This is a genomic window from Paracidovorax sp., assembly GCF_057642795.1.
In genome coordinates this window covers 72,918-87,299 of the sequence record NZ_JBXYZY010000011.1, presented here as the reverse complement: position 1 = coordinate 87,299, position 14,382 = coordinate 72,918, and the positions used below count along the sequence as shown (strand labels likewise).

Here is a 14,382-nt window from a genome sequence, read left to right as displayed (position 1 = left end):
CTGCTTACCAGCTGGCCTTGGTGACACCAGGGATGTCGCCGGCAAATGCCAGTTCACGGATCTTCGCGCGAGCCAGACCGAACTGGCGGAACGTACCGCGGGGACGACCGGTGATTTCGCAACGGTTGCGCTGGCGCGTGGGGTTGGCGTTGCGGGGGAGCTTCTGCAGGCCCAGGCGGGCCGCATCACGCTCTTCATCGCTACGCTTGGCGTCGCCGGCGATAGCCTTCAGCTCGGCATACTTGGCGGCGTACTTGGCGGCCAGTTTTTCGCGCTTCAGTTCGCGCTGGATCAAAGCTACTTTAGCCATACGCTGCCTCAGTTCTTGAAGGGGAAACGGAAGCCTGCGAGAAGCGCCTTGGCTTCTTCGTCGGTCTTGGCCGTCGTGGTGATGCTGATATTGAGACCGCGCAAGGCATCAACCTTGTCGTACTCGATTTCAGGGAAGATGATCTGTTCTTTGACGCCGATGTTGTAGTTGCCACGGCCGTCGAAAGCGCGGCCAGAGATACCACGGAAGTCACGGACGCGGGGCAGAGCCACGGTCACGAAACGATCCAGGAACTCATACATCTGAACGCCACGCAGGGTGACCATGCAGCCGATGGCCTGGCCTTCGCGGATCTTGAAACCAGCGATAGCCTTCTTGGCCTTGGTGACCACGGGCTTCTGGCCGGCGATCTTGGTCAGGTCAGCCACGGCGTTGTCCATGACCTTCTTGTCGGAAACAGCTTCGCTCACACCCATGTTCAGGGTGATCTTGGTCAGACGAGGAACTTCCATCGACGACGTGTAGCCGAACTGCTTGGTGAGTTCGGGAACGATCTTTTCGCGGTAGTGTTGTTGCAGTCGTGCCATGTTGACTCCTTACGCCGCCTTGATTTCAGCGCCGCTGGACTTGAACACGCGAACGCGCGAACCATCCGCTTGCACCTTGATGCCAACGCGATCGGCCTTGCCGGTAGCCGCATTGAAGATGGCCACATTCGATTGGTGGATAGGCATGGACTTTTCCACGATGCCGCCAGTGGAACCCTTCATGGGGTTCGGCTTGACGTGCTTCTTGACCGTGTTGATGCCTTCGATGACCACATGGGAATCATCGTGGCGCAGCGTCACAGTGCCGCGCTTGCCCTTGTCGCGCCCGGTGAGCACGATCACTTCATCGCCCTTGCGAATCTTGTTCATGGCGAGTCCTCAGAGAACTTCGGGAGCCAGGGACACGATCTTCATGAACCGCTCGGTACGCAGTTCACGCGTCACGGGGCCAAAGATGCGGGTGCCGATGGGCTCCAGCTTTGCATTCAGCAACACAGCTGCGTTGCCGTCGAATTTGACGAGCGAGCCATCGCCGCGGCGAATGCCCTTCGCCGTGCGAACCACCACTGCGCTGTAAACCTCGCCTTTTTTGACGCGGCCACGGGGAGCGGCTTCTTTCACGCTGACCTTGATGATGTCGCCCACGCTGGCGTAGCGACGCTTGGAGCCCCCCAGCACTTTGATGCACAGGACGGACTTCGCGCCGGTGTTATCGGCGACGTCTAACCGGGTTTCTGTCTGGATCATTTCAATATTCCCAACTTGCACCAGAGGATCGCCAGCCCCAGAGAACTTCTCAAGGGCTGAAATCAGCCAGTCAGTCTTGGGCCCGTCGTCCACACCGCAAACCATTTGCAGCGCTTCCGTCTGGGCAGAAACTCCGCGTCTTTTAACGCGAAGCCCTCGATTGTGGCAAAACGCGGGGAAAGAGTCAAGACCCACGTCAAGCAGGGACGTGGGCGTACTGTTGCGCAAGCGCCAAGAATGCGCCGAGCTGGGGGTCTGCGCCCAGTTCGTCCTGCAGCAGGCCCGCCACGGCGGGCGCCAGCGAGGTAGCCAGCCGGGCATCCAGGAACAGCATGCGCGATCGGCGCGCCAGCACGTCTTCCACCGTGCGGGCGTATTCATGGCGGGCTGCGAAGCGCACCATCGCCTCGGTGAAGCCAGGTGCGAGCTCCACGCCCGCCCCGGGCAGGTCGGCAACGAGGCCCGCCTCGGTGCCATAGGAATGCAGGCCCTGCGCGTCGCAGAGGCGCTGCGGCACCGACGCATCGGGCGCGCCCACTACGGGCAGGTCGCTGGTGCGCGATGCAGCCCGCGGGGCCAGCAAATGCTCTTCGACGCATTTTTGCAACACGTCTTCGGCCATGGCCCGGTAGGTGGTCCATTTGCCGCCGGTGACGGTGACCAGGCCGCTGCGGCCCACGGCCACGGTGTGCTCGCGGCTGATGGCCTTGGTGTTGCCATCGTCGTCCTGAGGTTTGACGAGGGGGCGCAGGCCCACCCAGATGCTGCGCACGTCCGCGGCCTGCGGCGCTCGGCTCAGGTAGCGCGCCGACTCGCCCAGGATGAAGGCGACCTCTTCGTGCAGGGCGACGGGCTCTCGCGCGAGGTCCTGGCGCGGGCTGTCCGTGGTGCCCAAAATGAGCTTGCCCAGCCAGGGCACGGCGAAGAGCACGCGGCCGTCGGCCGTCTTGGGCACCATCAGCGCATGATCGGAGGGCAGGAAGTCCCGGTCGACGACGATGTGCACCCCTTGGCTGGGCGCCACCATGGGCCGCACCGGGTTGCCGGTGGCCTCGCCGTCCTGCTGGCGCAGGCCGTCTACCCACACGCCGGTGGCGTTGACCACGCAGGTGGCGCGGATCTCGAAGCGGCGGCCGGTTTCGGCATCTTCGCAGACCAGACCGGTCACTTTGCCGGCTTCATGGATCAGCTCGCGGGCCGGGCAGTAGTTGACCAGCAGCGCGCCATGGGCGGCGGCCGTGCGCGCCAGAGCAAGCGCCAGGCGCGCATCGTCGAACTGGCCGTCCCAGTATTTGACACCGCCCTTGAGCCCCTCGGGTCGTGCGGTGGGCAGGCAGCGCAGCGCTTCCGCGCGGCCCAGGAATTCGGTGGCACCCAGGCCGGCCTTGCCGGCCAGAGCGTCATACATCTTCAGGCCGACACCGTAGAAAGGCGTCTCCCAGAACTTGTAGGAAGGCATCACGAAGGCGAGCGGCTGCGCCAGATGCGGGGCGTTGTGCAGCAGCGTGGTGCGTTCGTGCAGGGCTTCGCGCACCAGGGAGATATTGCCCTGGGCGAGATAGCGTACCCCTCCGTGAACCAGCTTGGTGGCGCGCGACGAGGTGCCCTTGGCGAAGTCATGCGACTCGACCAGCACCACGCGGTAGCCACGGGTGGCGGCGTCCAGCGCCACCCCCAGCCCGGTCGCCCCGCCGCCGATCACCGCCAGATCGTAGGCGACCGGCTCGGCGAGGCGGGCCAGCAGATCGGCGCGAATGGTCGGCAGCGGAGTGACAGGAGCGTGGTTCATGGGGTGGGATTGTCCATTGGTCGCGTTGAATTTAAGGGTAAACCCTTAATTTTTCTGCCGCCGAGGCAAAGACGATGGGACGGCGGCGCGCCCATCGCAGGCCAGCGGCGGGGTAGAAGGCGCTATGCGCCCCTCTTCCCCGCCCTGCCCCGGTCAACGGGTCTTGCCGTCCTTCCAGGCCTGCAGCAGCTTGTCGTAGGCGATGGTCTGACCCTTGGGCTTCTCGTTGCCCAGCTTGGCCCAGGGGGCCTGCTTGTCGCTCAGCCACTTGGCGGGGTCGCTCTTGGGGTTGAGCTTGGGCGCGCAGTGCGCCATGCCGGCGCGCTGCAGGCGGGCCATGACGTCGTCCATCTCGCCTGCCAGGCTGTCCATGGCGCCCTGCGGTGTCTTCTCACCCGTCACGGCCTGGGCCACGTTCTTCCACCAGAGCTGGGCCAGCTTCGGGTAATCGGGGACGTTGGTGCCGGTGGGCGACCAGGCCACGCGGGCGGGACTGCGATAGAACTCCACCAGTCCGCCCAGCTTGGGCGCGGCATCGGTCATGGCCTTGGACTGGATATCGCTTTCGCGGATCGGCGTCAGGCCCACGAGGGTCTTCTTCAGCGAGGTGGTCTTGGCGGTCACGAACTGGGCATAGAGCCAGGCGGCGGCCGTCTTGTTGGCATCATGGCCCTTGAAGAAGGACCACGATCCCACGTCCTGATAGCCGTTCTGCATGCCCGGCTTCCAGTAGGGGCCGTTGGGACCCGGGGCCATGCGCCACTTGGGCGTGCCGTCGGCGTTCACCACGGGCAGACCGGGCTTGACCATGTCGGCGGTGAAGGCGGTGTACCAGAAGATCTGCTGGGCGATCTGGCCCTGTGCAGGAACGGGGCCAGCTTCGGTGAAGGTCATGCCCAGGGCTTCCTTGGGCGCGTACTTCTTCATCCAATCCACGTACTTGGTCAGCGCATAGACAGCGGCCGGCGAGTTGGTGGCGCCGCCGCGCGACACCGAGGCGCCCACCGGGGTGCATTTGTCGTCCGCGACGCGGATGCCCCACTCGTCGATCGGCAGGCCGTTGGGCGTACCGATGTCGGCGGCGCCAGCCATGGAGAGCCAGGCATCGGTGAAGCGCCAGCCCAGGGACGGGTCCTTCTTGCCGTAGTCCATGTGGCCGTAGATGGGCTTGCCGTCGATCTGCTTGACGTCGTTGGAGAAGAACTCGGCGATGTCCTCGTAGGCGCTCCAGTTGAGTGGCACGCCGAGGTCGTAGCCGTACTTGGCCTTGAACTTGTCCTTGAGATCCTTGCGATCGAACAGGTCGGCGCGGAACCAGTAGAGGTTGGCGAACTGCTGGTCGGGCAGCTGGTAGAGCTTGCCGTCGGGGGCGGTGGTGAACTTGGCGCCGATGAAGTCCTTCAGGTCCAGCCCGGGGTTGGTCCACTCCTTGCCGTCGCCCGCCATGTAGTCGGTCAGGCTCATCATCTTGCCGTAGCGGTAGTGCGTGCCGATCAGGTCGGAGTCGCTGATCCAGCCGTCGTAGATCGACTTGCCCGACTGCATCGAGGTCTGCAGCTTCTCGACGACGTCGCCCTCCTGGATCAGGTCGTGCTTGACCTTGATGCCGGTGATCTCCTCGAACGCCTTGGCCAGCGTCTTGGATTCGTATTCATGCGTGGTGATGGTTTCGGAGACGACCGAGATGTCCTTCACGCCCTTGGCCTGCAGCTTCTTGGCGGCCTCGATGAACCACTTCATCTCGGCCATCTGCTGGTCCTTGCTGAGGGTCGAAGGCTGGAACTCGCTGTCGATCCACTTCTTGGCCTCGGCCTCGCCGGCCCAGGCGCCCTGCCCGATCATCAAGGCCGTGGCGGCGAACGCCAGGGCGGTCAAACGCATCTTCATGACTGTCTCCTCGTTGGATATGTGAATGTCCCCTGCTGCCATTGCGAATCAGCCGACAGCCCCGGGGAACGGGGGGCCGCCGGCCTGCGAAACAAATCAGCCCCGGCGCATGACGAGTGCCAGCACGGCCATGGAGAGCACGAAACTGATCCAGACGGAAGGCTCCTGCTCCAGCTTGAACCACTCGACGAACTTCGCGCCAAGGCCCACGAAGATCAGGTTGATGTAGGCCGCCGAGAGCAGGCCGATGAAGAGCCGGTCGCCACGCGTGGTGGCGATGGGCAGGAAGCCCCGGCGCAGGGTGGTGGGGGACTTGGCCTCCCACACGGCCATCCCGAGGAGCATGAGCACGATGCACACGAAGAAGACCGCGACGGGCGTGGTCCAGGCCATCCAATCAAACATGGCTTATTCCTTTCAGACCCGGCCCATCGCAAAGCCTTTTGCGATGTAGTGCCGCACGAACCAGATGACGATGGCGCCGGGCACGATGGTGAGCACGCCGGCAGCGGCCAGCGTCGCCCAGTCCATGCCCGATGCGCTGACCGTGCGCGTCATGGTTGCCACGATGGGCTTGGCGTTCACGCTCGTGAGGGTGCGCGCCAGCAGCAGTTCCACCCAGCTGAACATGAAGCAGAAGAACGCCGCCACCCCCACGCCGGCCTTGATGAGCGGCAGGAAGATGGTGAGGAAGAAACGCGGGAAGCTGTAGCCGTCGATGTAGGCGGTCTCGTCGATCTCGCGCGGAATGCCGCTCATGAAACCCTCCAGGATCCACACGGCGAGCGGCACGTTGAACAAAAGGTGCGCCAGGGCCACGGCGATGTGCGTGTCCATCAGCCCCACCGTGGTGTAGAGCTGGAAGAAGGGCAGCAGGAACACGGCCGGCGGCGTCATGCGGTTGGTCAGCAGCCAGAAGAAGACGTGCTTGTCGCCCATGAACTGGTAGCGGCTGAAGGCATAGGCCGCTGGCAACGCCACGGTGAGCGAGATCACCGTGTTCATCGCCACGTAGATCAGGCTGTTGATGTAGCCCGAATACCAGGACTCGTCGGTGAAGATGGTCTTGTAGTTGTCCCAGGTGAAGTGCTGGGGCCAGAAGGTGAAAGTGGACAGGATCTCCGCATTGGTCTTGAAACTCATGTTGACCATCCAGTAGATGGGCAGCAGGGCGAAGACCAGATAGGCCAGCAGGAAGATCGTGCGCTTGCGGAAGCGGCGCTCAGACATGGCTACTATCCTTTTCATAGCTATCAGCGCAGCAAATATCAGCGCTGCGGGCGTTTTTGACCATAGACATCATTTACCGCTCCACCTCGGGCTGCTGGGTGCCCACGCGCTGCATCCAGTTGTAGAGCACGAAGCACAGCAGCAGGATGATGAAGAAGTAGATCAGCGAGAAGGCGGCGGCCGGCCCGAGGTCGAACTGGCCCACGGCCTTGGTGGTGAGGTATTGGGAGAGGAAGGTGGTGGCGTTGCCCGGCCCGCCGCCGGTGAGCACGAAGGGCTCGGTGTAGATCATGAAGCTGTCCATGAAGCGCAGCAACACGGCGATCATGAGCACGCCGCGCATCTTGGGCAGCTGGATGTAGCGGAAGACGGCGAACTTGCTGGCGCCGTCGATGCGCGCGGCCTGGTAATAGGCGTCGGGGATGGAGCGCAGGCCGGCGAAGGCCAACAGCGCCACCAGCGGCGTCCAGTGCCACACGTCCATCAGCAGCACGGTGAGCCAGGCTTGGGTCTCGCTGCCGGTGTAGCTGTAGTCGATGCCCAACTGCTGCAGGGCCCGGCCCATGAGGCCGATGTCGGCGCGGCCGTAGATCTGCCAGATGGTGCCCACCACGTTCCAGGGGATGAGCAGCGAGAGGGCCACGGTAACCAGCACGGCCGACGACTTCCAGCCCTGCGCGGGCATGGCGAGGGCCAGGCAGATGCCCAGCGGGATCTCCACCAGCAGCACGGAGAGGGAGAAGCCGATCTGGCGCAGCAGCGCGCCGTGCAGCTCCTCATCGCGCATCACGGCGGCGAACCATTCGGTGCCGACGAACACGCGCCGCTCGGGCGAGATGATGTCCTGCACCGAGTAGTTGACCACCGTCATGAGCGGCAGGATGGCCGAGAAGGCCACGCAGACGATGACGGGCAGGATCAGGAACCAGGCCTTCTGGTTCACGGGCTTGGTGGTGGTGCTCATTCAATAACCTCCGTGCTGCGCACTGCGGCGCGAGCTGGCTTGGGGCGGCCCGGCGCGGCGCTCATGCCAGCAGCTCCTCGTTGCGGTAGTAGCAGGTGTGCGGGCCCAGCACCTGCAGCCAGGCGGTCTGGCCCGGCGCGGGCAGGGCCGCCTCGGGAGCAAAGCGGGCCTTGAGGGTGTGCTCGCCCACCTGCGCGGTGAGCATCTGGTAGGTGCCGATGTCCTGCACCTGGGCCACGGTGGCGGCGAGCGCGCCGCTCTGGTGGGCGTCGGCGAGCGCCAGGTACTCGGGGCGGATGCCGACCTGCAGCGGGCCGTCGGGCACGCTGGCGGGTGCGCCCTGCAGGGCCATGCCGGCCACCTGGAGCTGGCCGCCTGCGGCCTGCGCGGGCAGGAAGTTCATGCCTGGCGAGCCGATGAAGTGGCCCACGAAGACGTGCGCGGGCCGCTCGAAGAGTTCGGCCGCCGTGCCCATCTGCACGGCGCGCCCGCGCGTCATCACCACTACCTGATCAGCGAAGGTGAGCGCCTCCACCTGGTCGTGGGTGACGTAGATCAGCGTGAGCTTGAGCTCGTGGTGGATCTGCTTCAACTTGCGCCGCAGCTGCCACTTCAGGTGCGGGTCGATCACGGTGAGCGGCTCGTCGAAGAGCACGGCAGCCACATCCTCGCGCACCAGGCCGCGGCCCAGCGAGATCTTCTGCTTCTGGTCGGCCGAGAGGCCGGCCGCGCGCATGTCCAGCTGGTGGCTCATCTCCAGCATCTCGGCGATCTGGCCCACGCGCTGGCGGATGCGCGCCTCGGGCACCTTGCGGTTTTGGAGCGGGAAGGCCAGGTTCTGGGCCACGGTCATGGTGTCGTAGATGACCGGAAACTGGAACACCTGCGCGATGTTGCGTTCCTGGGGGCTCGCCCGGGTGACGTCGCGCCCGTCGAACAGCACCCGGCCGTGCGAGGGCACGAGCAGGCCCGACATGATGTTGAGCATGGTGGTCTTGCCACAGCCCGAGGGGCCCAGCAGCGCATAGGCGCCGCCGTCCTCGAACTCCATGCTGAGCGGCAGCAGGGCGTAGTCGCTGTCCTGCTGCGGATTGGGGCGGTACGAATGCGCCAGGTCCAGGTGGATGCGTGCCATGTCAGTCAGTTCCCTTTGCGGCGCTCGGGGGCGCGGGCGAGCTGGCCGCCTTCGCCGAAGACATAGACCTGCTGCGGGTCCAGATACAGCGCCAGGGGAGCTCCGAGTTCGAAGTGGTGTACGCCCGTGAGCTGAGCCACCAGGCTGCCCACGGCGGTGGATGCGTGGACGAAGGTGTCGGAGCCGGAGATCTCGGCCAGCTCCACCGTGCCGTGTACGGCCAGATCGCCCGGGCGGGCTTGCACGCGCAGGGCACTGGCGCGCAGGCCGACGGTGAGCGCGCCCGTTGCCGACTCGGCCGGCAGGTGCACGACCAGCAGCGGGCCGCCCTGCAGTTGCACGCCGCTGGTTGCGGCCTGCGCGGGCAGCAGATTCATGGGCGGATCGCTGAAGGCGCGGGCCACGTCCAGCGAGCAGGGCCGGTGGAAGACCTCGGCCGTGGGGCCGTACTGCAGCAGCCGGCCCTCATCCAGCACGGCGGTGTAGCCGCCCAGCAGCAGGGCTTCGGCCGGCTCCGTGGTGGCATAGACCACGGTGGACTGGCCGGCGGCAAAGAGCTGCGAGAGCTCTTCGCGCAGTTCCTCGCGCAGCTTGTAGTCGAGGTTGACCAGGGGTTCGTCCAGCAGCATCAGCGGCGCGCCCTTGGCCAAGGCGCGCGCCAGCGCCACGCGCTGCTGCTGGCCGCCGGAGAGCTCGGCCGGCAAGCGCTTGAGGAACATGTCGATATGCAGGCGTTCGGCCAGCTCGCGTACCCGGGCGTCGATGTGCTTTTCGCCGCGCAGCTTCAGGGGCGAGGCGATGTTCGCCGCCACCGTCATCGAGGGATAGTTGATGAACTGCTGATAGACCATGGCCACGTTGCGCTCGCGCACGGGCATGCCGGTCACGTCGGCGCCATCGACCAGCACGCGCCCGGCCGTGGGCGTGTCGAGCCCGGCCATGATGCGCATCAGGCTGGTCTTGCCCGCCTGCGTGGCGCCCAGCAGGACCGTGACCGCACCGCTGTGCAACGCCAGGTCCATGTCGTACAGCCAGGTCTGGGCGCCTACCTTTTTGCTGATGTTCTCCAGTGCCAGCTGCATGCAGCGACCCCTTCTTTTTTGTTCGTGCAACCGCCGCGCCATCAACCATGGCGGACGCAGTCAGTCGTCGTTGTTCGATTCCGATCATTTTTGTTCTTTTTTGATCGCATCGAATCAAGGTTTACCCTGAATCAGTTCGTTTTCGTTCGCTTTAGAGTCACGCCCACGGCTTTGCGCTGCACCTGCCGGCTTTGCCTATCCTCTGGCCCCTCCGCTCCTTCCATTGCGTCCTATCCCGTGAACACCAACCCCCGCCAACTGCGCCTGCTTGAAGAGGTGCGGGCCCGCCAGTCCGCTACCGTCGAGCAGTTGGCCGACACGCTGGGCGTGACGCTGCAGACCGTGCGGCGCGACGTGCAGCGGCTATCCGAACTGGGCCTGGTGCGGCGCTTCCACGGTGGCGTGCGGGTGCCGATGTCCACCGTCGAGAACCTGGCCCACACGCAGCGCGAGACGCTGCATGCCGACGGCAAGGTCCGCATCGCGCGTGCCGTGGCCAGCCAGGTGCCCAACGACTGCTCGCTGATCCTCAACATCGGCACCACCACCGAGGCCATCGCCCGGGCACTGCTGCAGCACCGGGGCCTGCGCGTCATCACCAACAACCTGAACGTGGCCGCCATCCTGAGCGGCAACCCCGAATTCGAGGTCATCGTGGCCGGCGGCGTGGTGCGCTCGCGCGACCGCGGCATCGTGGGCGAGGCGGCGGTGGACTTCATCCGCCAGTTCCGCGTGGACATCGCGCTCATCGGCATCTCCGGCATCGAAGCGGACGGCACGCTGCGCGACTTCGACTACCGCGAAGTGAAGGTCGCGCAGACCATCATCGCCCAGGCCCGCGAGGTGTGGCTGGCCGCCGACCACAGCAAGTTCAGCCGCGCCGCCATGGTGCAGGCCGCCACGCTGGCCCAGATCGGGCGCCTCTTCACCGACGCGCCGCCGCCCGAGCCCTTCCCCGCCCTGCTGCGCGAAGCCGGCGTGGACTGCATCGTCGCCGCGTGATGAAGAACATCCCCCTGAGGCGCTGCGCGCCTTCCCCTTTCTCTCGCAGGGCTGCGCCCTGCGGGAAGGGGGACACCGCCGGCGCGGCGGGGCGGCCCTTGCGCAGCGGTTGCTGGGCGGGGCCGCGCCTGCACCCCGCGCAACGCCCCATGCCCGGCGCATGACGCCCCTCCCATACCGGATCTCACCATGACCTACCTGCTCGCACTCGACCAAGGCACCTCCAGCTCCCGCAGCATCGTCTTCGACGAGCACGGCCACATCGTGGCGCAGGCGCAGCAGGAGCTGCCGCAGATCTACCCCCAGCCCGGCTGGGTGGAACACAACCCGCTGGAGATCTGGCACACCCAGTTGGCGACGGCGCGCCAGGCGCTGGCCAGCGCCGGCATCCATGCCCGCGAGGTGCGCGCCCTCGGCATCACCAACCAGCGCGAGACCACGGTGCTCTGGAACCGCCGCACCGGCCAGCCCGTGCACCACGCCATCGTCTGGCAGGACCGCCGCGCCGAGCCCGCCTGCGCCCAGCTGCGGGCGGACGGCCACGAGGCCACCATCCACGCCAAGACCGGCCTGCGGGTGGACGCGTACTTCTCGGCCACCAAGCTGCAATGGTTGCTGGACCACGTGCCCGGCGCGCGCGAACAGGCCGAGCGCGGCGAGCTCGCCTTCGGCACGGTGGACAGCTGGCTGATCTGGCAGCTCACGCACGGCCAGGTGCATGTGACCGACGTGACCAACGCGGCGCGCACCATGCTCTTCAACATCCACACCAACCAGTGGGACGACGAGCTGCTGGCGCTCCTGCGCATTCCGCGCGCGCTCATGCCCGCCGTGCAGCCCTCGGCCAGCCACTTCTGCGACGTGGCCCCGGACCTGCTGGGCCACGCCATCCGCGTGGGCGGCGTGGCGGGCGACCAGCAGAGCGCGCTCTTCGGCCAGGCCTGCTTCACGGCCGGCATGGCCAAGAACACCTACGGCACCGGCTGCTTCCTGCTGATGCATACGGGCGACCGCTTCCAGGCCTCGGCCAACGGGCTCATCACCACCGCCGCAGCACAGCCCACCGCGCGCCCCGAATACGCCATGGAAGGCAGCGTCTTCGTGGGCGGCGCCGTGGTGCAGTGGCTGCGCGACGGGCTGCACGCCATCTCGTCGAGCAGCGAGGTGCAGTCGCTCGCCGAAAGCGTGCCCGATTCGGGCGGCGTGATGATGGTGCCGGCCTTCACCGGCCTGGGCGCGCCCTACTGGAAGCCCGAGGCGCGCGGCACCATCACCGGCCTGACGCGCGGCACCACGCTGGCGCACATCGCCCGCGCCTCGCTGGAGAGCATCGCCTACCAGAGCGCCGCGCTGCTGCTGGCCATGAGCCGCGACGCCGTGGCCGCCGGCGGCGCCCCGGTGAGCGAACTGCGCGTGGACGGCGGCGCCTGCGTGAACGACCTGCTGATGCAGTTCCAGGCCGACCTGCTGGGCATTCCGGTGGTGCGGCCCGCCGTGGTGGAAACCACCGCCCTGGGCGCGGCCTACCTGGCCGGCCTGTCGAGCGGCGTCTATGGCGGCACGGGCGACCTATCGGCCCTGTGGCGCGCCGAGCGGCGCTTCATCCCCACGCTGGCGCCCGCGCGCGCGCAGGAGCTGATGGCGCAGTGGGAGCACGCAGTGCGGCAGGCCACGCTGGATTGATCCCTGCGCGGCCGGGCGCAGGCGCAGGCAGGCGCTACCATCCGGCGCAGCCTTTTCCCACTCGCCTGCAACGACCGCACCATGACCGACGCCTCCGCCCAAGCCCCCACCTCGTCGCAACCCGCCATCGCCTTCATCGGCGGCGGCAACATGGCCAGCGCCATCATCGGCGGGCTGATCCGCCAGGGCGTGCCGGCCCGCCGCATCGAGGTGGTGGAACCCTGGGCCGAGGCCCGTGCCGCCCTGCTGCAGCAGCACGGCGTCACGGCGCAGGAGGCCGCCGGCCCCGCGCTACAGCGCGCCGGCCTGGTGGTCTGGGCCGTCAAGCCGCAGACCTTCAAGGACGCCGCCGCCGCCGTGCGCCCGCACACCGCGCCCGGCGCCGTCCACCTGAGCGTGGCGGCCGGCATCCGCTCGGACAGCATCGCCGCCTGGCTGGGCAGCGACCGCATCGTGCGCACCATGCCCAACACGCCCGCGCTCATCGGCCAGGGCATGACCGCCCTCTTCGCCCGCCCGGCCATCACCGCCGCCGACCGCGCGCTGGTCGATGAGACGCTCGCCAGCACCGGCGAGCTGCTGTGGGTAGAGCAGGAGGCGCAGCTCGACGCCGTCACCGCGCTCTCGGGCTCGGGGCCGGCCTATGTGTTCTTCTTTCTCGAAGCCATGACGCGTGCCGGCGTGGACATGGGCCTTTCGGCCGAGCAGGCGCACCGCCTGGCCGTGGGCACCTTCACCGGCGCTTCGGAACTGGCGCGCCGCGCAGGCGAATCGCCCGCCGTGCTGCGCCAGCGCGTCACCTCCAAGGGCGGCACGACCTATGCGGCCATCACGGCCATGGAGCACAGCGGCATGGCCGAGAGCTTCGCGCGCGCCCTGCAGGCCGCGCGGGACCGCGCCAGGGAACTGGGCGACGAATTCGGCCGCTGAGGCCGCCACCGGCCGCGTCCGCGCCCGGCCTAGGCAGCCGCCAGCAGCAGGTCCGCCAGCCGGCGCCCCGCATGCGCCACCGTCTGCGACCGCACCGCGGCACGGTCCCCGTCGAAGCGGCAGCGCTCGGCAAAGGTCTGCCCGCCCACGCGCCAGCCGAACCACACCGTGCCCACGGGCTTGTCGGCACTGCCGCCGCCAGGGCCCGCCACGCCGGTGACGGCCAGCGCCACCTGGGCCGGCGAATGCGCCGCGGCGCCTTCGGCCATGGCGCGGGCGACGGGCTCGCTCACCGCGCCATGGGCGGCGATGAGCTCGGGCGGCACGCCCAGCAGCTCCGTCTTGGCGGCGTTGGAATAGGTGACGAAGCCGCGCTCGAACCAGGTGCTGGAGCCGGCCAGGTCGGTGCAGGCGGCGGCGATCAGGCCGCCCGTGCAGCTCTCGGCGGTGGCCAGCATCCAGCCGCGCGCGGCCAGCAGGCGCGCGATATGAGCCCAATCGGCCGGCAGCGCAGGCGCAGAGCGCGCCATGCGCTCCTCATTCGATAGCATTTTGCCAGGCACCATCACCAGAACCACCGCCAGATGGCGATGACCATCAGCGCGCAGAAGGCCGCCACCAGATCGTCGAACAGGATGCCGAAGCCGCCGCGCCAGCCGAAGCCCTTGAAGCAGCTGTCGGCCCAGCGCACGGGGCCGGGCTTGGCGGCGTCGAAATAGCGGAACAGTGCGAACGCCGCGAGCTGCCCCCAGAAGCCCATGGGCATGGCCAGCCAGAGCACGATCCAGATGGCGACGATCTCGTCCCAGACGATGCAGCCCGGGTCCGACACCCCCAGGTGCCGCGCCGCCACCGTGCAGGCCCACCAGCCCACCACCAGCGACGCAGCGATCACCAGGCCGATGGCGGCCGGCTGCAGCCAGGCCTGCAGCGCCAGGTAGGCCAGCCAGCCCCAGGCGGTGCCCACGGTGCCGGGGGCCACACGCGCCAGGCCGCTGCCGCAGCCCAGGGCGATGAAATGCGCGGGGTGCATGAACAGGAAGCGCCGCAGCGCCTGGGGCGAGGCGGCGGCGGACGAAGGGGCTGAGGGAGGGAGCGGTGGCGTCATGGAGCG

The 14,382-nt window shown here is 67.4% G+C and carries 16 protein-coding genes; 3 read left to right on the top strand and 13 right to left on the bottom strand.

Annotated elements, in window-relative coordinates:
• Positions 1 to 4: 4 nt before the first annotated feature.
• From rpsN to AC3A84_RS05825, 11 genes are all read right to left on the bottom strand, one after another.
• Positions 5 to 310, bottom strand: coding sequence for a 30S ribosomal protein S14 (gene rpsN / locus AC3A84_RS05875; protein WP_005793633.1), 306 nt, complete (start codon positions 308 to 310; stop codon positions 5 to 7).
• Between the two features lie 8 nt (positions 311 to 318).
• Complete coding sequence (rplE, locus tag AC3A84_RS05870; protein ID WP_092941685.1) at positions 319 to 858, bottom strand: 50S ribosomal protein L5; 540 nt, start codon at positions 856 to 858, stop codon at positions 319 to 321.
• Between the two features lie 9 nt (positions 859 to 867).
• Positions 868 to 1,188, bottom strand: a complete 321-nt coding sequence (gene rplX / locus AC3A84_RS05865) for a 50S ribosomal protein L24 (RefSeq protein ID WP_092941687.1) — start codon at positions 1,186 to 1,188, stop codon at positions 868 to 870.
• Positions 1,189 to 1,197: 9 nt separating this feature from the next.
• Complete coding sequence (rplN, locus tag AC3A84_RS05860; RefSeq protein WP_092941747.1) at positions 1,198 to 1,566, bottom strand: 50S ribosomal protein L14; 369 nt, start codon at positions 1,564 to 1,566, stop codon at positions 1,198 to 1,200.
• Positions 1,567 to 1,762: 196 nt separating this feature from the next.
• Positions 1,763 to 3,355 (bottom strand): glycerol-3-phosphate dehydrogenase/oxidase, encoded by a 1,593-nt coding sequence (locus AC3A84_RS05855; RefSeq protein WP_487968710.1) that lies wholly within the window; start codon positions 3,353 to 3,355, stop codon positions 1,763 to 1,765.
• Positions 3,356 to 3,508: 153 nt separating this feature from the next.
• Positions 3,509 to 5,242, bottom strand: coding sequence for an ABC transporter substrate-binding protein (locus tag AC3A84_RS05850; RefSeq protein WP_487968709.1), 1,734 nt, complete (start codon positions 5,240 to 5,242; stop codon positions 3,509 to 3,511).
• A gap of 96 nt (positions 5,243 to 5,338) precedes the next feature.
• On the bottom strand, positions 5,339 to 5,647 hold the full coding sequence (locus tag AC3A84_RS05845; RefSeq protein ID WP_487968708.1) for a DUF2160 domain-containing protein: 309 nt from the start codon (positions 5,645 to 5,647) through the stop codon (positions 5,339 to 5,341).
• 12 nt (positions 5,648 to 5,659) lie between these two features.
• Positions 5,660 to 6,472, bottom strand: coding sequence for a carbohydrate ABC transporter permease (locus tag AC3A84_RS05840; protein WP_487968707.1), 813 nt, complete (start codon positions 6,470 to 6,472; stop codon positions 5,660 to 5,662).
• Between the two features lie 73 nt (positions 6,473 to 6,545).
• Positions 6,546 to 7,436: a carbohydrate ABC transporter permease gene (locus AC3A84_RS05835; RefSeq protein ID WP_487968706.1), complete on the bottom strand. Its 891-nt coding sequence runs from the start codon at positions 7,434 to 7,436 to the stop codon at positions 6,546 to 6,548.
• Positions 7,437 to 7,497: 61 nt separating this feature from the next.
• Entirely contained in the window at positions 7,498 to 8,571 is a 1,074-nt protein-coding gene (locus AC3A84_RS05830) for an ABC transporter ATP-binding protein (protein WP_487968705.1), read from the bottom strand.
• Between the two features lie 5 nt (positions 8,572 to 8,576).
• Positions 8,577 to 9,653 carry an ABC transporter ATP-binding protein gene (locus AC3A84_RS05825; RefSeq protein WP_487968703.1) on the bottom strand — a complete coding sequence of 359 codons (1,077 nt, stop codon included), beginning with the start codon at positions 9,651 to 9,653 and terminating at the stop codon, positions 8,577 to 8,579.
• 237 nt (positions 9,654 to 9,890) lie between these two features.
• Between AC3A84_RS05825 and AC3A84_RS05820 the strand changes: the two genes are divergently transcribed.
• The 3 genes from AC3A84_RS05820 (at position 9,891) to proC (ending at position 13,268) form a co-directional block, all read left to right on the top strand.
• On the top strand, positions 9,891 to 10,655 hold the full coding sequence (locus AC3A84_RS05820; RefSeq protein ID WP_487968702.1) for a DeoR/GlpR family DNA-binding transcription regulator: 765 nt from the start codon (positions 9,891 to 9,893) through the stop codon (positions 10,653 to 10,655).
• A gap of 189 nt (positions 10,656 to 10,844) precedes the next feature.
• The gene (glpK, locus tag AC3A84_RS05815; RefSeq protein WP_487968701.1) at positions 10,845 to 12,338 is read left to right on the top strand and encodes a glycerol kinase GlpK; all 1,494 of its coding nucleotides are present in this window, start codon (positions 10,845 to 10,847) and stop codon (positions 12,336 to 12,338) included.
• A gap of 81 nt (positions 12,339 to 12,419) precedes the next feature.
• Complete coding sequence (proC, locus tag AC3A84_RS05810) at positions 12,420 to 13,268, top strand: pyrroline-5-carboxylate reductase (RefSeq protein WP_487968700.1); 849 nt, start codon at positions 12,420 to 12,422, stop codon at positions 13,266 to 13,268.
• A gap of 29 nt (positions 13,269 to 13,297) precedes the next feature.
• Here the strand turns inward: proC and AC3A84_RS05805 are convergent, their stop codons facing one another.
• Positions 13,298 to 13,798 (bottom strand): CinA family protein, encoded by a 501-nt coding sequence (locus AC3A84_RS05805; RefSeq protein WP_487968699.1) that lies wholly within the window; start codon positions 13,796 to 13,798, stop codon positions 13,298 to 13,300.
• Between the two features lie 35 nt (positions 13,799 to 13,833).
• The gene (locus AC3A84_RS05800) at positions 13,834 to 14,376 is read right to left on the bottom strand and encodes a phosphatidylglycerophosphatase A family protein (protein WP_487968698.1); all 543 of its coding nucleotides are present in this window, start codon (positions 14,374 to 14,376) and stop codon (positions 13,834 to 13,836) included.
• Positions 14,377 to 14,382 lie beyond the last annotated feature (6 nt).

Coding starts and splice junctions, on each gene's coding strand:
- rpsN (WP_005793633.1), bottom strand. CDS start 310: ATGGCTAAAGTAGCTTTGATCCAGCGCGAACTGAAGCGCGAAAAACTG.
- rplE (WP_092941685.1), bottom strand. CDS start 858: ATGGCACGACTGCAACAACACTACCGCGAAAAGATCGTTCCCGAACTC.
- rplX (WP_092941687.1), bottom strand. CDS start 1,188: ATGAACAAGATTCGCAAGGGCGATGAAGTGATCGTGCTCACCGGGCGC.
- rplN (WP_092941747.1), bottom strand. CDS start 1,566: ATGATCCAGACAGAAACCCGGTTAGACGTCGCCGATAACACCGGCGCG.
- AC3A84_RS05855 (WP_487968710.1), bottom strand. CDS start 3,355: ATGAACCACGCTCCTGTCACTCCGCTGCCGACCATTCGCGCCGATCTG.
- AC3A84_RS05850 (WP_487968709.1), bottom strand. CDS start 5,242: ATGAAGATGCGTTTGACCGCCCTGGCGTTCGCCGCCACGGCCTTGATG.
- AC3A84_RS05845 (WP_487968708.1), bottom strand. CDS start 5,647: ATGTTTGATTGGATGGCCTGGACCACGCCCGTCGCGGTCTTCTTCGTG.
- AC3A84_RS05840 (WP_487968707.1), bottom strand. CDS start 6,472: ATGTCTGAGCGCCGCTTCCGCAAGCGCACGATCTTCCTGCTGGCCTAT.
- AC3A84_RS05835 (WP_487968706.1), bottom strand. CDS start 7,436: ATGAGCACCACCACCAAGCCCGTGAACCAGAAGGCCTGGTTCCTGATC.
- AC3A84_RS05830 (WP_487968705.1), bottom strand. CDS start 8,571: ATGGCACGCATCCACCTGGACCTGGCGCATTCGTACCGCCCCAATCCG.
- AC3A84_RS05825 (WP_487968703.1), bottom strand. CDS start 9,653: ATGCAGCTGGCACTGGAGAACATCAGCAAAAAGGTAGGCGCCCAGACC.
- glpK (WP_487968701.1), top strand. CDS start 10,845: ATGACCTACCTGCTCGCACTCGACCAAGGCACCTCCAGCTCCCGCAGC.
- proC (WP_487968700.1), top strand. CDS start 12,420: ATGACCGACGCCTCCGCCCAAGCCCCCACCTCGTCGCAACCCGCCATC.
- AC3A84_RS05805 (WP_487968699.1), bottom strand. CDS start 13,798: ATGGCGCGCTCTGCGCCTGCGCTGCCGGCCGATTGGGCTCATATCGCG.
- AC3A84_RS05800 (WP_487968698.1), bottom strand. CDS start 14,376: ATGACGCCACCGCTCCCTCCCTCAGCCCCTTCGTCCGCCGCCGCCTCG.